Source organism: Pseudomonas sp. Ant30-3 (genome assembly GCF_000690905.1).
Lineage (GTDB): Bacteria > Pseudomonadota > Gammaproteobacteria > Pseudomonadales > Pseudomonadaceae > Aquipseudomonas.
The window spans coordinates 22,789-41,691 of sequence record NZ_JMCL01000072.1; the positions used below are offsets into that span (position 1 = coordinate 22,789).

At 55.9% G+C, this 18,903-nt stretch carries 10 protein-coding genes; 6 read left to right on the plus strand and 4 right to left on the minus strand.

Annotation, left to right across the window (positions count from 1 at the left end; all coding sequences use genetic code 11):
- Positions 1-155: 155 nt before the first annotated feature.
- From DU29_RS0117660 to DU29_RS01000000130145, 4 genes are all read left to right on the plus strand, one after another.
- Positions 156-4,814, plus strand: a complete 4,659-nt coding sequence (locus DU29_RS0117660; protein WP_028622868.1) for a Tc toxin subunit A — start codon at positions 156-158, stop codon at positions 4,812-4,814.
- Between the two features lie 73 nt (positions 4,815-4,887).
- Positions 4,888-9,393, plus strand: a complete 4,506-nt coding sequence (locus DU29_RS01000000130135; protein ID WP_050483126.1) for a neuraminidase-like domain-containing protein — start codon at positions 4,888-4,890, stop codon at positions 9,391-9,393.
- A complete protein-coding gene (locus DU29_RS1000000130985) occupies positions 9,390-12,254 on the plus strand; it encodes a hypothetical protein (RefSeq protein ID WP_028622869.1) in 2,865 nt (954 codons plus the stop codon). Before DU29_RS01000000130135 ends, DU29_RS1000000130985 begins: the two co-directional genes overlap by 4 nt.
- Positions 12,255-12,257: 3 nt before the next feature.
- Positions 12,258-12,977, plus strand: coding sequence for a hypothetical protein (locus DU29_RS01000000130145; RefSeq protein WP_177326970.1), 720 nt, complete (start codon positions 12,258-12,260; stop codon positions 12,975-12,977).
- An 82-nt stretch (positions 12,978-13,059) separates the two neighbouring features.
- On the opposite strand, the gene DU29_RS0117680 is transcribed toward DU29_RS01000000130145, so the two are convergent.
- Complete coding sequence (locus DU29_RS0117680; protein WP_028622870.1) at positions 13,060-14,391, minus strand: DUF58 domain-containing protein; 1,332 nt, start codon at positions 14,389-14,391, stop codon at positions 13,060-13,062.
- On the minus strand, positions 14,388-15,389 hold the full coding sequence (locus tag DU29_RS0117685) for an AAA family ATPase (protein ID WP_028622871.1): 1,002 nt from the start codon (positions 15,387-15,389) through the stop codon (positions 14,388-14,390). Before DU29_RS0117685 ends, DU29_RS0117680 begins: the two co-directional genes overlap by 4 nt.
- A gap of 105 nt (positions 15,390-15,494) precedes the next feature.
- Between DU29_RS0117685 and DU29_RS0117690 the strand changes: the two genes are divergently transcribed.
- Positions 15,495-15,788: a hypothetical protein gene (locus tag DU29_RS0117690; protein WP_028622872.1), complete on the plus strand. Its 294-nt coding sequence runs from the start codon at positions 15,495-15,497 to the stop codon at positions 15,786-15,788.
- 45 nt (positions 15,789-15,833) lie between these two features.
- On the plus strand, positions 15,834-16,235 hold the full coding sequence (locus tag DU29_RS01000000130150; RefSeq protein ID WP_050483127.1) for a hypothetical protein: 402 nt from the start codon (positions 15,834-15,836) through the stop codon (positions 16,233-16,235).
- A 1,067-nt stretch (positions 16,236-17,302) separates the two neighbouring features.
- Here DU29_RS01000000130150 and gntB read toward each other — a convergent pair.
- Entirely contained in the window at positions 17,303-18,289 is a 987-nt protein-coding gene (gene gntB, locus DU29_RS0117705) for a guanitoxin biosynthesis L-arginine gamma (S) hydroxylase (protein ID WP_028622874.1), read from the minus strand.
- A gap of 143 nt (positions 18,290-18,432) precedes the next feature.
- Positions 18,433-18,900 (minus strand): aminotransferase class V-fold PLP-dependent enzyme, encoded by a 468-nt coding sequence (locus tag DU29_RS1000000132460; protein ID WP_152635560.1) that lies wholly within the window; start codon positions 18,898-18,900, stop codon positions 18,433-18,435.
- Positions 18,901-18,903 lie beyond the last annotated feature (3 nt).

Here is an 18,903-nt window from a genome sequence, read left to right on the forward strand (position 1 = left end):
TGTTACCGTGAAATTGTGCATTCTCAATCCGACCAGTGGTTGCATTTACTGTCAGATCTGACAGTTGTTCTCCGCCCTGAGTCAGCGTCAAATCGACTGAGCGATAGCGTTGCTACCCCTATTAGGGGCGGCCTGGCTTATGAGGGGAAACCGCAATGAATACTTCTGACGAACGCCCGGTTAATCAATTGGCCAAGGCTGTGCTGGGGGAACAACGCGTCACGCAAGTCGGATCTTTCACTGAATACCTGGAGCAAAACCCCAGCGTGTTCGAGTTGGTAAAACTGGGAACCGGCGGGTTGCAAAAACTTGGCCTGAGCCGGGTAGAAGCCAAGGCCATGATGGGCCGAGGCAATGCGCTGGCGTCGTATATGGCCAGGGTCTTTCGCGAACGGAATCTGCATGGTATGCCGACGCGACACAACGCTCGGGCGTCGGTGCCGTTGCCAACGTATATGGATCTGATCAACCCTAACACTGAAGGCAGTGCTCCTGCGGGCAGTATCGAAAACAGCGCATCAACTACTGCATATCTGGTGACCTTGCGCGAGTGGGTACGAGACCGCATTGTGCCGCAGGCCGATCTGAAGCGTTCGGTGTCTCTGCAAGTGCGCCGTCCGGACGTGGATAATCTGTGGATTGACGAGATGGCTGTCAATCGCCGGCAGTCGCGCCTGGAAATTGCCAACGCAGTGCTCGAAGCGCAGATCAACAGCAAACTCCCCGAAGGTATTCACGACGTCAAAACCTACCTGCGTACCTGTCGATTTCACCACGGTCTGCCCTACGATCATGACTGGGAAAGCATCGCCTATGTTGTCGCCACCGTGCTGAAAGAAGGAAGTTTGGGTGATGTCCTTCGCGGAGTCGACTCAGACTACCCGCATTTCAAGAATCGGGGTGGGCGGGGAAGACGCGCCGATGCCGCATTGCAGTTGAGTAGCGGGATCGGCCCGTTGAAATTGTCGCTGTTGCTGGAAGCCCCCTACTTCAGCTCAATTGAAAGCCCGGAAAACGTGCCATTGCGGCGGGTTGATCCACGAACTCGGCTGGTCGATCCGACGCCGCAGGCGTCCGCTGAAAGCTTTTATAAAGACAATTTTGGGCAGCATGCCGCGAACCTTGATGACCTGCGCAAGCTTGGGAACTTCACGGAAGCCACGCGTCTTGACCAGCGTAGCGTCGACGCATTGCTGGGGCGTGGCGCCTTTACCCCCAAGTTGTCTGCCAATGCGCCGGCCATAGGTGATCCGGAAGACCTGCTGACTGGCGTGACGGCAGGCGCAACCTACATCCATGCCGGTGAACAACCCGCGATCGAAGTGAAAAGAAATGCCGATCTGAATGCCTTTGAATTACATCATGTGGGGGAGGCGGGATTCACGCAGTTTGCCAATCGCATGGACCGCATCAACCGTAAGTGTCGCCTGGATCGCCTTTTGGGCAAACCGAGTCACCAGGTTGATCAGTTATTGATGGCGGCTATGCATGCCGAGAGCCGCGGGACCGGGAAAACTGATATCTGGATCACCGTTAATACTCTGCGCTGCCTGGGGTTGTTCCAGGAGTTAAGCAGCGCTTATGAGTGTGAGATGGAAGAGTTCGCTGCGCTCATCGATGTGCTGTCGGTGTACGGTCAAGATGGCCAACTTTCGCATTTCGATCGCGTCTATAACCGCCAGGCGATGTATGACGAACCCTTGCGCATTGATGATGGCGAGTTCGCGATCATGCCGAGCACAGCGGCCGACCAGCAGACGGTTCACCAGATTTGCAGCGCATTGAAAATCAACTTCGAAACTTACCGTTACCTGGCCACGGTGATCGCCAAAGCGTGCGGTTTGAACACTCACTTGAGCCGCAGTCTGAAAGTCCTTTCCAGCTTCTGGCGCCTTGTGAAGGTGGCCCGGTTGGTCGAGTTGACACCTATCGAATCCACGGCGCTCCTGCAGACGCTGAGCAATGGTGATGGCCTGGTTGCGCAGTTGGCCGCGGAGCCTGCAGTGTCGGGTCGCGGTGCAGGTGATGGCGCTGATGCCCTGAGCGCGATACGAGCGCTGACAACCTGTGTCGAGTGGTGCCGGGCTAATGATTTGCCTGTCCTGTGGCTGGTGCAACACACCGCCCCGGTTTTGGTGCCGACCGTTTGGTCCGAACTCCAGGAACAGTATCTGCGCCAACTGCGCAGCCAGGTCCAACCGATGTTGCTGACGGCGGCGTCACTGGTGGAAGCCGGCGCTCCGCTGCGTGGCGACAACGAAGTGATCGTCGACTGGTTGGCGAAGCTGAGCAAGCTGGTGGATGCAGAGGGGTTGGTGATCGGACGTCACGATCAAACCGAGGCGGATTATCTGAAGGAGGTCGATACAGCTATCGGGAAGGTAGTGGTGGAGGTTCTCGACGAATCTACCGACGAAGAGCGGGAGCGCGTGCACTCGCTTGTCCGTGCTGTTCTGCTGCGTCGTCGGGACGAACAACGGGTGGCCGTGCAGGAGAGCTGCGCAGTCTATCTTGAACTGGACTCTTCGTTGGCGGCGCAGGTGCTGGTCTGGTCCCAAGGTCATCCTTATGATTTTTTGAGCAAAGCCATGTCGCAGCAACCTGGCTCGCTTGCTCTCGCTCAGCATAAATCGGGTGATCCTGATCCGTTCTTGAAAATGTTGGTGGAACTTGAACGTCGCGGCCGGATTGTGAAGAAGCTGGAGCTGAGTGCGCAAATGCTCAGCACCTTGGTGACGGGTGAGCAATATCAATGGTTCAGTCTCGAAAGCCCCCACGAGATCTCGATCCAGACGATGTATTACCTGGCGTTCTACCAACGCATGATCAAACTCGCCAGGCAGCCCGAGGAAAAAATGCTTGCCTATCTGCGGCAGGTCAACGAATTGCCCGAAGAGTTGGCGCCGGACGCTTTAAGTCTGATTCGCGATGCCGCCACCGACAAGCTTGCCACTTTTTTTGGCTGCGGGATCCGACATGTGCTGCAGTGCGCCCAGCATATCGGCTCCGGCACCGGCGATACTCAACGGCCGATTTTGTCGAGTCTGGCGCACCTTGATCTGCTGTCCCGCACACTGGAGTTTGCCAGGAAAGGAATGGATGCCACTTCGGCGTTAACTCTGGGCGTACTGAACCCGCTGGATCTGCAGCCGATTTATGCGAACGCCGCGCAGAATGCACTGGAAAGCCTTGCCCGGTTCAAAAATCTGTCCACTTCGCAGGACTCGGCGGAAGTCGGGCAAAGCATCACCACGCGCTGCGTGGTCGACAATCCTCGACTGATTGCCAACGTGGGGCGGGAAGTGGCGGAGTTCGAATGCACACTTCTAGACTTTTACGGGGAGCCGCTCAAGGGCGTCCCTGTGTACTGGAGCACCGACCTGGGGGCTTTGTTGACGCCCGAAACACTCACCGATGAACGTGGGCGTGCCAAGGCCAGTCTGCAGGCGGGGGCGAGGATCGGCACTGCTCATGTCGTCTTCAATTTGCCGTTGCACGAGCCGATTTATGCACCATCGGTTGTGATCGGATGTGATGAAGCGACGCTGTTCTTCCCATCAGAACTTATGTCGCCGTTGCCTGAATCGCCAGTTCTGGCCGGGCGTCTATGGGAGCAGGAAGTGTCGGCCGTGCTGCTCGACAGATACGGGAACAAGGGCGTGCAACGTCAGGTTATCTGGTCTACCACATGCGGTGAAATCCGCCCGAGCGAAACCTTTACTGACAAGGACGGGATCGCACGGGCGTGGTACTCCAGTCTGTCAGTCGGCAATGCTGAAGTGATGATCAGTGATATGGAGAGCCATGCGAGTGCAACGTTCAACGGCACCATCCAGTTTTGCGACAAGCCACGTATCGTCGATGTACCGCATGCCACCGGCGTGGTGATGATCAATCGGCCTCTGACGATGCGTTGCCAGGTCGTCGGGCTGGATGGCGCGGCAGTTGCCGGCAAGGTTGTGACTTGGTGGACCAGTGCCGACCCTGTCAAAACACAGCAATCGAGCGATGAAGAAGGCTTCTCCCAAGTAAATATCACCCCTGTCGAGGCGGGCAATCTGACGGTTTTCGCACAGCTTGGCGGCGATCCCGTTACGGAGGTAACGCTGTGGGTCGTGAGTACTGCGGTGATCGCGAAATACTCGGAGCCCGTGCGTTTCTCGATGGTCGGTGCAAGGCCAACGCTGCAGTGGATCGATGTGATGGAGTCGGACGCGACTGATGCCAGGCCGATAGCCAACTATCCAGTTTCCTGGACGCTTAATACTGTTCCTGTCGAGACGATCTCCATTGCAACTGATGCATACGGCCGTTCGGTGTACCCGTTCAATCCTTCGACAGCAGGCAACTTCAAGGTCATTGCCCAATTGGGACATTCCAGTACGGAGCAAGCGTTCGACCTGACAGTCATTCCAGCCTTTGAATGGAACGTCCAATTGATCTCCGACCCAGGCACGGCTCATGAATCCAGTGAAACGATTGTCCCGGGCACTGGTGAATTCTCGCTGCTCAGAAATGGCCATTACCGCTTGGAAATCACCCCCGGTTTGGCCGACTCGTTGAAGGGAAGTCAAGGTGCACTGGGCTGGAGTTGCGACTATTCCACTCAAAAGCTAGGGGTGCTGTTCGATCCTCCGCTGGCCACTCGTTTTACCTTCACGGACCAGCCTTACGCAGTCGATATCCGCACCCACGATATCAGAAACGGTCGGTTCCAGATCAGTCTGGTATGCGACCGCTTGAACGAGGCGATGATCATTGGAGGTTCCTTGGACAAGCGTCCCCCCACTCGACGCGACTTGTCGAAACCATGAATTGGATTTTGTCCTGACCCGGCTCAACCCACGGCGTGTGGCCGGGTTATCACTCAGCGACAAGGAAATCAAAATGGAAACGATCCAGATCAATGAGCTGACAGAACGCTATACGGCGGCCATGGTAGACGCCGTCCTGGGGCAGTCACTTTGGCCAGACAACGTCGACCTTAGTGACACTGACGAGTTGAATGACTTTTTGATGCTCGATACTCAGGACCGCGCCCATCTGGAAGCCACTTGGATTTCCACCGATGTGCGGTGTTTGCAACAGCACATCCAGTCCGTTTACAGCGGCATGGAGGTGGGATACGAAAACAGCTACTTCGAAGATGACGATTTACAGTATTGGTACCAGATTCTCAGCCATTACAGCACGTGGTCCGCGAACGTCATTCTGAAAGACCGGGCCGAGAATTACATTGTCCCGGCTCTGCGCCTGAAGAAAACCGCCCTATTCCGGACGCTGGAAAACAACCTCAGTCAAATGCGTCTGACGGCCGATTCTGTGCAGAGGGGCCTGATGGAATATACCCGGTCTTTTCAGCAGATCTGTGACCTTGACATCCTCAGCGGATACATCGATGGCGCTGATGTGCAAGACGCGCGGTATTGCCTGATTGGCCGCGAGCGGACATCTCCATTCGCCTTCTACTGGCGCACGGTCACGGTTGATCTGAATAACGACAGCAAGAAGATTAATCCGGCGGCATGGGGCGAGTGGCAGAAAATTGAAACCGCGACCGCCGGCAAAGTCATGGACATCCGTCCTCTTTACTGGAGAGGGCTCCCGGTATTGGTCTGGTGTGAATGGACCGAACGCACGCTCAATGCTCAAGGCGTGGTGCAGATTCCATGGTCGCTGGAAATCAAGATGGCTTCCGGATCATTGAACGGTCAATGGTCTGCCCCTGTTTCTCTCCACAAGCGTGAGTGCGAATTTGACATTTCCAATGGCCGGCTCACGGCTGTGTCGCTGGGTGACGGCGATCCACGTGACGACTTGTTGGCTGTCTGTTACACCAACCGTCATCTCCTGGATGGTGAGTCTTCGATCCAGGAAGTGGAAATTCATGAAACCCGCGACGCATTGTTTCGTAAGGTCCCCGGAGACATCGCCACCTTGCTGATGATGACCTTCGCCCGCTTTCGGGATATCCGGAGCCTGCAGCAGAAAGTTGTACCGGCCGATTACTCGAAAGTCACCATGACCAGCACTCCGCAGCCGGAGGGCGGCCTCAGTAAGCACTTGTTTCTGGACGCCATCCATACTCGGGAGATCGGCGCAGACAACACACCTTTTGAAGTGCTCAGGGTGCGCGGACGCTGCGACGCGGTGGAGGAAACCGGTCGAGTGCTGGAGCGGGTATTCATCGGGTGGAAGGGGATGGCGGGATCGAGCTCTTTTGAAATACGGATTGTCGAGTCCGGCGAAAGGCAGCTGCGCATCAGCATGGACACTCGCGAAAAACCGACTCAGGACATTCTCCTGAAACTCGGTCCCGAAAAAGTGTTGATTCACATGTTTAGCAAAGACAGTTTTACGGAAGAATCGGTGGGCGACGGCATTTGGCGCGCGGATGCTGTGGCGAAGTTGACACCTAAGTCTCTGACCCTTCTTATTAGCCAGACGCCGGACGAAATTCGCGCCGGTGCAGGTTTTTTTGTCGACGGCCTGGGTGCATTTGCGCTGAATGCACAGAATCAGGTTGTGCAGAGGATCTTGTATGCCCCCCTGGCGTTCAGCCTTGAATTCGAGGGCGCGAGTGGGGATGACCGCAAGAAGTGGATCTCGACGGGGCCGTTGGACGGCCAATACGCCACGCCATGGCTCACCTACAAACGCAAGGCCGAGGTATTAGGTGTCGCTAACTTTCCCATCGACGAGCCAATTGTGTTCTCCTTTGGCGCGGACACCAAAACGACCTATGGACGCAATCAGTTCAAGGTCTTGCTTAACCAGAGACCTCTTGCATACGCAACCCCTTCGATCGATAAAAGCAGCCCGGAGGGCGCGCAATTCCTCAGCTTCAACAGTGCACAAGCGCTCAAGCACGTACGGGTCAACTCCACATTCGGGCCGGTTTTGACCAGCCGGGCGGCTGTGTCCCCGCACGCATTGCTGGCCTGGGATACCCAGCACATTGACGAGCCACCCAGGCCCGACGGGACGATCGAGGAGAACGGGCCTTTTGATGGCAGCAACGGTTTGTACTTCTGGGAGCTGTGGCTTCATGTCCCGGATCTGGTCGGCTCGCGCCTGAGCGCTGAGGGGCGGCACCAGGAAGCGCAGCCATGGTTCGAGTACATATTCAATCCATTGGCGCGAGAAGTCGTGCCGCCCGAGAACCCGGCGCCGGGTGAGCCGCCAGTGCTCCCCGCGCCCGCCTATTGGCGCTGCCGTCCCCTGCAAAACGAGACGATCGACCCGTCTTACGAGAACGCGGCTCCGACCGATCCTGACGCGATCGGTTACACGGCACCGATACATTTCAAGATCGCGATTATCCTGCGCTACCTGGATAACCTGATCGCCTGGGGCGACAGCCAGTACCGTCGACTTGACTACGACAGCATGGTCGCAGCCAAGCTCAACTACAGCCGGGCATTGTCATTGCTGGGCCGGGAGCCTGACGCACGTACAGCCACGACGTGGGCACCGCAAACCCTCAGTAGTTTATTAAGCAAGGTTCAGGGACGCGATGCGCTGAAGGCTTTCGAGCGAGATTTTGCCATTTCGCTGGCTGATGTGCCCGGTGCGATGCAGGCCACTCCGCGCTTCGATCTGCTCGGTAGCGACGTGTTTCTACCGGGGATCAATGAACGGCCGAAAGCCATGTGGACGCTGCTCAAATCCAGGATGCAGAATTTGCGCGAAGGGCGCTCGATTGATGGTCGTACCCTCTCTATTCCCTTGTTCCAGACGATGGACCCTCTTGAACTTTTGCGTGCGCAGGCTGGTGGCAGGCTGGGAGCGACGCACAATCCGGGTGGACCAGTCCAGGTGGTGCCGTATAAATGGCCGACCGTGCACAACCTGGCACTGCAAGGTGTGGAGTTCCAGATTCAGCAAGAAGAACAACTCAGGTTCTGGCTGGACCAGCATGATCGCAGTGAGCTGGAAGAGCTAAATCAAAGCCATATGCTCGAACTGGTGGATTATGCGCGGTCAGTGCACAAGGCAACAATCGACCAGCTTGAAGCGACAGCGGCGTCGTTGCGGCAAAGCGAAAGCATGGTCAAAGCCAGAGTCGAGCATTACCAGCACCTATACGACGAGCAGGTTTCGCGATATGAGTACGAGGTTCTGGAGCGAGCCAAAGATGAAGGAGATTTGCTCGCGACCACGAGTGGTTTTAGAGTGGTTTCTGCAGAACTGGATATTGTGCCCAACATTGGTGGGACAGCTTTTGGTGGCGCCCGCCCGGGAGCCGTACCTCAAGGTACGGCCGATGGCGTATATACGGGCGCGCAGATTTCCATGACCGGATCCGCGAGGCTGTCGACCAATGAGCAATATCGCCGACGCCTGGAGGAGTGGGACCTGGTGCTCAATCAGGCGAAGGCCGAAGTCCGGGTGCTGAGTGAGCAAATCCTCGCTCAGGAGCACTCGATCCGCGCCGCCGAGGCGAGTCTGCAACAGACGGAAGCATCTAATGTCCAGGCCAAGGCGGTATATGCGTTCTACAAGAATCGCAGCTCTGGTCGCGAGTTAAGCAGTTGGGTAGTCGGGCAAATGAAGACGCTGATCTATCAGGCTTACGATCTGGTAGCTGGCTTGTGTCTGTGCGCCGAAACGTGCTGGCAGTATGAAATGGGCGACTTCAAAACCCGCTTTATTCGGCCGGATGTCTGGATGGATGCTTATTTTGGCTTCACCAGCGGTCACTCTTTAAAACTGGACCTTATGCGAATGGCGGCTGCGCGCATCAAGCGCGACGAGCACCGTCTTCAGTTGATCAAGACGATTTCTCTCAAGGAACTGAAAGGTGCCGAATGGGAAGCATCGGTGGCTGCAGGAAAACTGTATTTCTCGCTGAATCAGAAAATGTTCGATGAAGACTATCCAGGCCTCTACTGCCATCAAATCAAGCGAGTGGCGCTGACGTTTCCTTGCCTGTTGGGACCTTATGAGCATGTCCGTGCGATTCTGTCTCAGATCAGCAGTACAACCGTTATTGAACCGGACATAAGTGCAATCAAATTCCTGCACAATGAGAAAGGAAACCAGGCTCCTGCTGCCAATGTAATGGTGCGAAACCTGCGCCCTTACCAGCAGATAGCGTTGTCCACGGGAATTGAAGATAACGGAGCCGTTGAGCCTGTCGACGACCGCTACGCACCCTTTGAGGGGACGGGTGTCCATGCGGACTATGAATTGACCTTTCCACGGCATAAGACCCAGGCTGCCAAGCTGGCGTCGATACCTGACATATGGATCACAATTTACTATCAAGCGAAAGATGGCGGTCCGGCCTTTGCAGCAGTGGTCGATAAAGAGCTCGATACCGTCCCCGAACCACCCGCTGGGGGAGCCAAAGCCAAACGTCTGGCCGGCACAGGGAGCAGGCAGTCATGAACGAAGAGAACCTTCAAGCCGGGCACAACTTTGTCAACAATGGTGATTTCGCCAAGGCGCTGGAAGGATGGATCATCAATGACCGAGCCAAAGTCACCCGGCAGTCCGGCTCCTGGAACGGCGGATCCGTTGGCTTCATGTACGCCGTCAATGAAGGCCAGGGAAGCCAGACCTTGACGCTGGCCACATTGCCGCAGCCAACGCCCGGCAAGGCGGACTATCAATTGGTCTTCCTTTACGAAGCGATGGAAGGTGCTGAGTGCCTGTTGAGGATCCTCGAGGGTTTGGGCGGTGAATATGATCTGAAGCTTGTACCGTCACTCAAGCATGGGGTCTCTGTGGACCCGAGCCCCGACCGGCTGGATCTTCACCTCGTGGAGTATCGGCACGCCCTGGAGCTTGATGCTGCTGAAACGGAAATTACCCTGACGTTTATCAGCCCGCCGAATGAACGACCAGGCATGTCAAGAGGGTTGCGAGTTGCCGATGTTCGGGTCGAACTCGTGCTCGAGCCTTTGCGCCTGAACTGCCTGGCGATCGATGGAGAACTGCAGGTACCAGACGACACGCTGCATTTATGCTTCGGTGCTCGTCTTGATCAGTCTCATGTTGTCACGCTACTGCCTACACCCGACAGTGTCTGGGTGGCAACCGAAGCAGGCTTACTGGTGGAGGGAGGGCTCAGCGATCCCGATGGTGTGCTGGCTGCCCGTCCATTCTGGGGAGAAGAGCAGGGCATTGCAGCAGCATGGAACATTGATTGCGCTGACATGGCACAAGATATTCCGATTGCGCGCACCTTGGCCGTACGCAGCCAATACACGGCCGATCTCTATCCGTTGAAGGCTCTTGTGGGGCATTTCAGGCTGGATGTCGTCCCGCTGCAGGAGCCTGCCTGGTATCCGGTCATTGACCTCAAGCAAAGTGTGGCATTACGGGTGCGAGTGCAGTCTTACTATTCGGATTTCCCACTGGCTGATCGTATCGTTACCTGGACTCTCAAAGGCGCAGATGGCAAAGAAATCGAGCTGCACACGTGCCCTACGGACCCGTCCGGTGAGGCCGGCTACACCTACACCCCGGATGCAGCGGGTGACCATGAGATCATCGCCAGCGTGGTCAGTCACTACAAGCCGGAGGATGCCAGGCATGTATTCAAAGTGCGCGCCTTGCAGAACAATCCATGGCTGAGCGCAACGTTTTCTCTGGACGATTCAGCGTGTTCCTGGGTTTGGGGAAACAAACTCGCCTACCCCAGTCGCGGCGAAACACACACAGTGACGCTAGCGTTTCCCCCCGACCATGCACTGCGCGATTCCGAAGTGGCGTTGCATCTGCAGGTGGACGATCCAGGCAATCCTTTGGGAGTACAGATCAAGCCTGCGCCTAATGAACTCACTCCGATTGTGGGGGCTGGTCTGACCTGGAGTATGGACTGTGAAAACCTGCGCGATGGTCGTTTCGAGATTCAGATCAGTTGTTCGGAACTGTTGGAGAGATCCCCCGTCCAGCAATTCAACCTGGCGCACAATACGTTGGCAATCGGCGAAACGAAGCAACCTGTGAGATTTCCCGCAGTGGGTGGCCCGGCGTTGCCACTGGCGGTTCAGATTCTTTCAACAGTGGACGGGGTGGGCGGAGTGCCAGGGATTGCAGTCGTCTGGAGCCGCGATGGCGTGACATATCCAACGGGTACTGACGGCTGGAGTGTCTACTCATTCGACCCAGTCGAGGAAGGAACCTTCGAAGTTTCAGCCACTGCGTGCAGACCCTATGACGCCAAAGAAATCGTCCATCGGTTCAGGGTGACCGTATTAGGTGAGGAACCCTGGACCCGGTTGGTCAAAGTGACCCTGGCCGATCATGAGCCCGGGACTGTCGGTCTTATCTGTTTTCGTGACAGTGCGCCGGTAGAGCTAAAGATCGAGCCAATTGGCGAAACGCTGTTGAACGAAGAAATCTACCTGAGCGTGCATGGCGAGGGGGAAGAGGACCTGGGGTTCGACTTCATTCCTTCGGCTGTTGACAGGCGACAGCTACGCAAAGAAGGACTGACGTGGGGTGTGAGCTCAAACGGTGATAGCAGCGCCCGTTTTTCTCTACACGTGTGTAACGACGGTCTGGACCCCTATGTACTATCGGGGCGCTTGTTATCCAGAACACTTGAGGGGGAGGGCGTTTTAAAGTTCGACGACAAAGAGCTGGCAGTTGGGAGCACCGCTTACCCCTGTTTCGGCGGGGAACACACATTGCACTTCACTCCCAAGACGGCAAGCCCATTGACTGCGTTGAAAGTTGCGGCGAAGTGGGCACCGCCTTCAAGCACTGCTCTGGATGTGATTTTGGACCCGGAGGAAGGGCATGAAGAAGAACTGAATGCCGACGGTATCAAGTGGCAGCTGGACTGCCGCGCCAGTCTTGCAACGGGTGAATCGGGTCTGTCGCTGGCGTTCGAACAACTTTCACAGGATTACCCGCCACTGCCCCTGTCTTTGGGACATCACCGAATGCAGATCATGGAAGTGCGAGAGGCCAGCTTTGATCCGATCGTCGGTCAAACCGTTTGGCTGGAACTCAGAACCCAGTCTTACTACACCCAGCGTACGGTACAAGACATCGAAGTCGCTTTTAAACACGGAGCGACTGAGATGGCGGTGTTGACGGCGGCAAATGGCTGGGCACGCTTTCCCTTTACCCCAACGCAACCGGGTGATGTGGCAGTGATCGCAACGGTGAACAGCCCCTATGACGGTCTGGCCGCTCCTGCTCACACCTTTAACGTCAAAGTACTGGCCGCTCGCGACGCGCAATCTGCTTCACCCACTGCTGCCTATGGAACAATGCTGAAGGACGAGGATTAAGTTATGCTCAATGATCAGAAAGAGGCCGCCGGCGAAATCGAGATCGCAGAAGTCCGGGAAGACAGTTTCGATCCGATTGTCGGCGAAAACGTCTGGCTGGAACTAAATTTGCGCTCATCCAGTAAACAGCGGGCGGCATCCTCAATAGAGGTAGCTTTCGCCGTTGGGCAAGAACATCACCGTGTGCTGACGGATGAAGAAGGATGGGCACGCTTTTTATTTCATGCCGAACAGGTGGAGGAGGTGACAGTGGTCGCCACGGTCCCAGGCGTCAACGGTGGTCTCGCCGCCGCGCCTGCCCACACCTTTCGCTTCAGGGTATTGGCCGCGGGAGTCTGGGACGATGCCCGGCTCAGACTTAACGATGATCCGCCAACGATTTGGGGCGCCGAAACACTGTTTCCCCGCTTGGAAGCCCATACCGTTCATTTATCGATCGTCAACCCTGCCAGCCCTTTATTGGGTCGTGAAGTTTGCCTGGGGTTGTCGGGTTATTCGTCAGCAACAGATCTGGGGTTGACCGTGGAGCCTGCGCTGGGCGTCTATCGTCCTTTGACCATCGAGGGGCTTAGCTGGCAGTGCACCGGCAGCATTGGCGGGGCTTATGCGTTACAAGTGGCAGCCTCCCGCCTGCTTAAGCGATCACCGGGCAATCCGATGTCATTGGGAGCGACGCCGGACTCAGGGTTGCCATCCAGTGTTGTCGACTGGGCAGGAAAGTGACAATCGCAGTAACCGTTCACTAAGGATCCTGCGATCCTTTGGTCCTTTGCAATATCGCAACCTGCGACAGTGCCTGGCGTAACTAAAACATCCCGGCTTTTTTCCATTCGACATAGCGCGTCACTAATGTGGTCCCTAACTCGACAGCCGTGCTATCCAGCACCGAGACTCCATGAGCGGTCATCCGCTCATGGAGTTCGGCCCGGGCATTGGAGTAGTCGATCGTCGCGCAATAGGTCAGCGCGTCCGACAAGGTCCCCACTGGCGTCTGACGCACAGGATCGAGCATATCTTCGCGCAGGCTCGCCACTAACACCCGATGGCGATGCTTCATTCGCCTGACGGCTGTCAGCAATTCTTCATCATCCTCATCCCCCAGATTAGTCACCAGCACCACCAGTGCTCGGCGCTTTTGCCGGGCCAGCAGTTGTGTTGTGGCGGAGAGGTAATCAGCGCTGCGCCGAGTGCTGTCCAGGTCATAAACCGCATTGAGTAATACATTGAGCTGCCCCGTCCCTTTGACCGGCGCGAGATAGTGCTCTTGCTCTGCCGCAAAGGTACTGAGACCGACCGCGTCGCCTTGGCGTAACGCTACGTAGCTCAGCAACAGGCACGCGTTCAACGCATGATCAAAATGCGCCAGTTCACCGTCCTGACTGCGCATACGGCGGCCGCAATCAAGCATGAAGATAATCTGCTGATCACGCTCGTCCTGATATTCGCGGGCAATCGGCGTGCGCTGGCGGGCGGTGGCTTTCCAGTCGATCTGACGCAGGCTGTCGCCTTCGCGAAATTCCCGCAGTTGATGAAATTCCATGCCCTGACCGCGCCGTTGCTTTTGCCGCACGCCGAGTTGGCTAAGCCAGTTATCCACCGCCAGCAATTGCCCGCCGTAGACGCGGGCGAAATCTGGGTAGACGCGGGTGTGATCGGCCACCTTCAACAGCCGTTTGCCGGACCACAAGCCCAGCGGGCTCGGCAGGTTCACTTCGCAATGCTCAAAGGTAAAGTGACCTCGTTTGAGTGGGCGCAAGCGGTAGCCGATTTCGCTGCGTTTTCCCGGCTGAAGCTCGACCGCCAGCGGCAGCTGCTCGAAACTCAGGCCCTCGGGTACATGATCGTAAATCTGAATATTCAGCGGCTGAGGGAAATCATGTTCAACGTGCAGTCTCACCTCGCCCCAGCGGGCGAGGGCGAGACTGCCAGGCATTTGCCGCCCGACCTTGGGCGACGGCAACCGATTGAGGCGAACCGCGTCGACGATTGCGAGGATAAGCAGTGCCAGCAGCAGTCCCCAATTAATCGAAAGCAGGGTTGAGGGAACAGCGATGCCCAGCGCCCTTACTGTGCCGAGCACGATGCCGATGGCCAGCAGGATTACCAGCCAGATCAGCAGCAGCCGCGAGGGTCTCACACGCGTGGCGCCGGCACTTGATCGAGCAGTTGCCGTAAGATCTGATCCACTTCCAGCCCTTCGATATCCAGCTCCGGCGAAATACGCACACGGTGACGCAAAACCGCCAACGCGCAGCCTTTGATGTCATCGGGAGTCACAAATTCGCCACCGCGCAGAAGCGCCCGCGCCCGGGCGCAACGTACCAGCGCAATCGACGCGCGAGGCCCGGCGCCCAGCATCAGGCCGGGCCAGCTGCGGGTAGTGCGGGCCAGGCGCACGGCGTAATCAAGCACCTGATCGTCCAGCGGCAAATCGCTGGCGATGCGTTGCAGGGCCAGCACATCTTTGGCTTGCAGCATGGTGCGCAGCGGTTGCACGTCGAGCATGTCGGCGCGGGTCGAGCGGCTGACCTGGCGGACCATATCCAGCTCCTGATCGGCATCGGGATAGTCCATGCGCACCTTGAGCATGAAGCGGTCGAGTTCAGCTTCCGGCAATGGATAGGTGCCTTCCTGCTCGATCGGGTTCTGTGTGGCGAGGACCATGAACGGTTGCGCAATCGGCAGGGCGCGGCCTTCAAGGGTGACTTGCCGTTCCTGCATGGCTTCGAGCAGCGCCGCCTGGGTTTTCGCCGGGGCGCGGTTGATTTCGTCGGCCAGCAGCAGGTTGGTGAACAGCGGTCCCTTGCGCAGTTTGAACTGCTCGGTCTGCAAGTCGTACACCGCATGCCCGGTGACGTCGCTGGGCATCAGGTCCGGTGTGAACTGAATACGCGCGAACTCGCCGCCGAAACAACGGGCGAGGGCGCGCACCAATAAAGTCTTGCCCAGCCCCGGGACACCTTCGAGCAGCACATGACCGCCGGCTATCAGCGCGGTCAGCACGTCGTCGATCACGGTGTTCTGGCCGATGACCGCTTTCTGCAATTCAGTCCTCACGGCCTGCGCCAGCTGACTGGCACGCTGGCGTTGTTGCGCGGCGTGGCTCGGTGCGCCGGGCTCGATCTGTTTGCTCACCGATTCCGGAGCCTTGGTAACTGTTACATTGGTTTTATCTTCCATAAATCAGTCACTTACCTAATCGAACGTTTTTGACGTATTTTTTACGCGTGGAACGAGGGAATGACTGCCAATCTGCCTCATCGCGATCCGATGGTAACCCCTAATTTGAGCACTCGTCAGAAGTGGAGGTTAGTCTATGCCGGTCGGAGGGCACGCGATTCCAAAGTCGATTATGTAGAGATTGGCTACCAAGGGGAGGTTACGACCCTCACCTTGAAGCCGTATCAGGCAGAAGAAATTGGTGCTAGCAAGAACGGCCTTTACGTTGAGGGGCGTACCTTTCAGTTCAACTCAGCGACCAACAAGCTCACAGTTGACTCGACGATTGCCTCGTCCACGAGTGATATTTACTAAAGCTGACCCACCGGGTTCTTTCACACATACGCAAGGATGCGAGCAATGCCGGCTCTCAAGAAAAATCTTTCGAAAAGCCTCATAGCCGTAATCGCCTCCGTTGGTGGCGCCTGCCTTGAAGCCACTACCGACATAATCAAGAAAAACTTCGAGCCAGCGTTGATCAGCGTACGAAATAACTTTGAGAATCGACTCTCGCCCCTTCCAGAAAACGCGTTGATCGGGCTAAGTTTGGACTTCTACATGCCTTCGACCCTGGGCAGTGAAACCAGCGCTGAAGGCGTCTCAGCGTCCATCCCAGGAAGAAGCTGTCGCAAGTCTGGTGGACACGACATCGTTCGTGTATTTGACGAGTCAGCAAACGGTCATCGCACGAACGCCGTAATGATCATTCATTGCAGCCCCTCGGGGCGTCTTTCGGTAAGCCTTGCTCCACAAAACAACTAAGGCCCTATGTGCCCGCTACTACCCTAGCTATATACACAAAGCCCCATTCTATAAAGTATTGAATGGGGCTTCAGGTATGTGGGATGTCTAGGCCATCGGAGACCAACGTGTCAGAAACCTCTCTCACCTTTAAATGCCTAGGCCACACCACGCGAGAGGACGGCTTGATTGGGCGCTACCACTTGAAGGTGACCGATACCCGGAGTGGCATTACCGCGACAATCTCTGTAGAGCCCAGGCACCTTGCCTCCGCCAGAAGCATGAAAAGGATCCTTCTAGATCGCTACATGTTCTACACGGCAACACGCGCATCGCACGACAAGATGCTACTCGACATTCTTGATCCGCAGTCTGGAGAAACTCAAGATTAGCCTGGCCTGCCGGGCTTTTTCGAGCATCATGAGTTTTCTTTTCGCAAGTCTCATCACCGAATCAAATGACCTATATGGTGCCTCGCCAGAATGACCTGACCATGGAACTGAACTGAACTGAACTGAGCGTTGGAGTGTTGAGCAGATGACATCAGTGCGTATATAAATGTGCGAGTTGCGGTAGTCAGTGTTCTGTCTTTATGGCCGCCCAATGTTATCCATGAGGCCCCGATTAAGCTTCTCCCATGGGGAGAGGAAATTTCTTCAGAAAATAGAAAAACACTCGCAAGGCTAGGCGAGTTGGTGGAAAATCTTCATATCCGTCAACCCTGACGAATACGATGAGGTCACGCTGGAGCACGTTTTGGTCTGCGCCCCAATGACTCTATTGAGGGCCTCTGCATTCGCTGAGGCCTTTCTGTTTTGGGCTCGGCCCAAGCCTAAGCAGTCCATTTTTATTGATGGAGTCACGCTGGATCCTACTGATCTCGGCCTAGGCACAGCTGGACGGCCCACAATCGGGTTGAGATGGATCTACACAAGGATGGCAAGCCAGAAGGGGGGGGCGGGCAATCCCCTTTGCAAACCTGGCAATGGGACGCCAGGCGAGCACTTACGCGCACACCGACGCCCCATGGAGACAGGACAAACTTCACTGATTACCGACTTGTGAACCCCTATTGGAGGTGTCGAGCATTACTCCGCGACCACAATAGCGCTGATCTTTCCGCTTCGGTAAGCCTCGAATATCTGATCAATACTGGATTTGGCGTCTTTCTTCGCCGTGAATATACCGCCACAGCCACGGTTGGCCGCAGCATAGCGCTCGTCGTCCATGAGGATCTGATGGGCTTTTTTCAGATTCCAGAACGGAACACCGGCAAACAGATGATGAGTCAGGTGATAGTTATCGCCATGCATGCCGATGATCGTTCGCTCGATCAGGGTTGGGAAGCGATTCCGCGTGAGTTGCTCCTCGTTGTTGTAGAGACCAAACATACCGAAATGCTCGGAAATCTCGGAGAGCCATCCAATCACCTGAAAAGCAGTAAAATAAGGCACCAGCCAAAACAGCGCATAGGCCCACGGGCCAATGAAATAGCTGAACACCAGCAGTATCGACGCATGAACAGCCAGCAGCTTAACGCCCTGTGACGGGTGAATCAGAATATCCCCTGCGCGATTCTTGACCAAATAGAGGAAGTACCGATACGTATTGCCCAGCGTCAGGCTCTTGAGCAGATGGCCGAACAAAAAATCAAAACGGTCCTGCGCATTGTACAGCCCCGACTCAATGTAATAACGGTGGTCGGGATCCTTGTGTTGATCACCGAGATTATGATGGTGCAGCTGCACATGGGATCGACGGTATGCTTCGTAATTCTGAAAGATCGGATAGCCCAGCAAATACTCGCCGATGACTTTGTTGAGCTGTTTGCGATGGGTCAGGGTCATATGCGCGGCCTCGTGCAAAAGCGAAGCCAAAGCCCGTTGTCTGGAACCGATGAAGAGAATGGCAAGTGGGTAAAGATAGTGGTGGCGGTTAGCGACAAAAACGGCAGACACAATAACCGCCAAATCGGCAAACACGGCAAATAGCCAATGCCAATTGTCCTTTTTATACAATGGTCGAAGGCGCTGCTTAACTGCAGCAGAAGGGTTAAACCTTTTTACGTCGTTCATCAGAATTCCCTTTCTTTAATGAAAAATAAGAAGCAAGCGGGAAGTTGCCATTTCCTGGCAGACAACTAGCCGTTTACCCGCTAACAAAATCGCAAGACCACAGCGCAGCAATACCCACAACAACAATCTATATTAGATAGTTGTTACAACTTTGCTAGCAACGACATGAACACCTCTACATCGGCAAAGTTATTTTTATTGTTGATTGATAATCGCACAAATCGATCATGCCCCTGCCCCAACATGTAATAGGGTGTATGAGAGGCATAACCCGGCCAGCAATTCACACCCTGCGCTCGCATGTAATCAACCAGCGCGGTTGCTGAACAGCGTTCGTGGGCAAAAGCGATAATCCCCTCGTGACGCGCGCCGGGGGAAATCAGTTTGACTGCAGGTATTTGTGCAAGACAGTAATAGAGACTTTTGTAAATCTCGACTTCCTCACCGTATGGTGCGGATTCCACGGTCATCTGGCCACCCATTCCATGAGCATCTGACCACCGATTCCACGCTGATCCGGCCACCCATTCCACGCGCATCCGGCCACTGATTCCACGGCCATCCGGCCACTCAACCGGGCAGGCAGCTACGCAGGATTTCTTCACTACCATCGA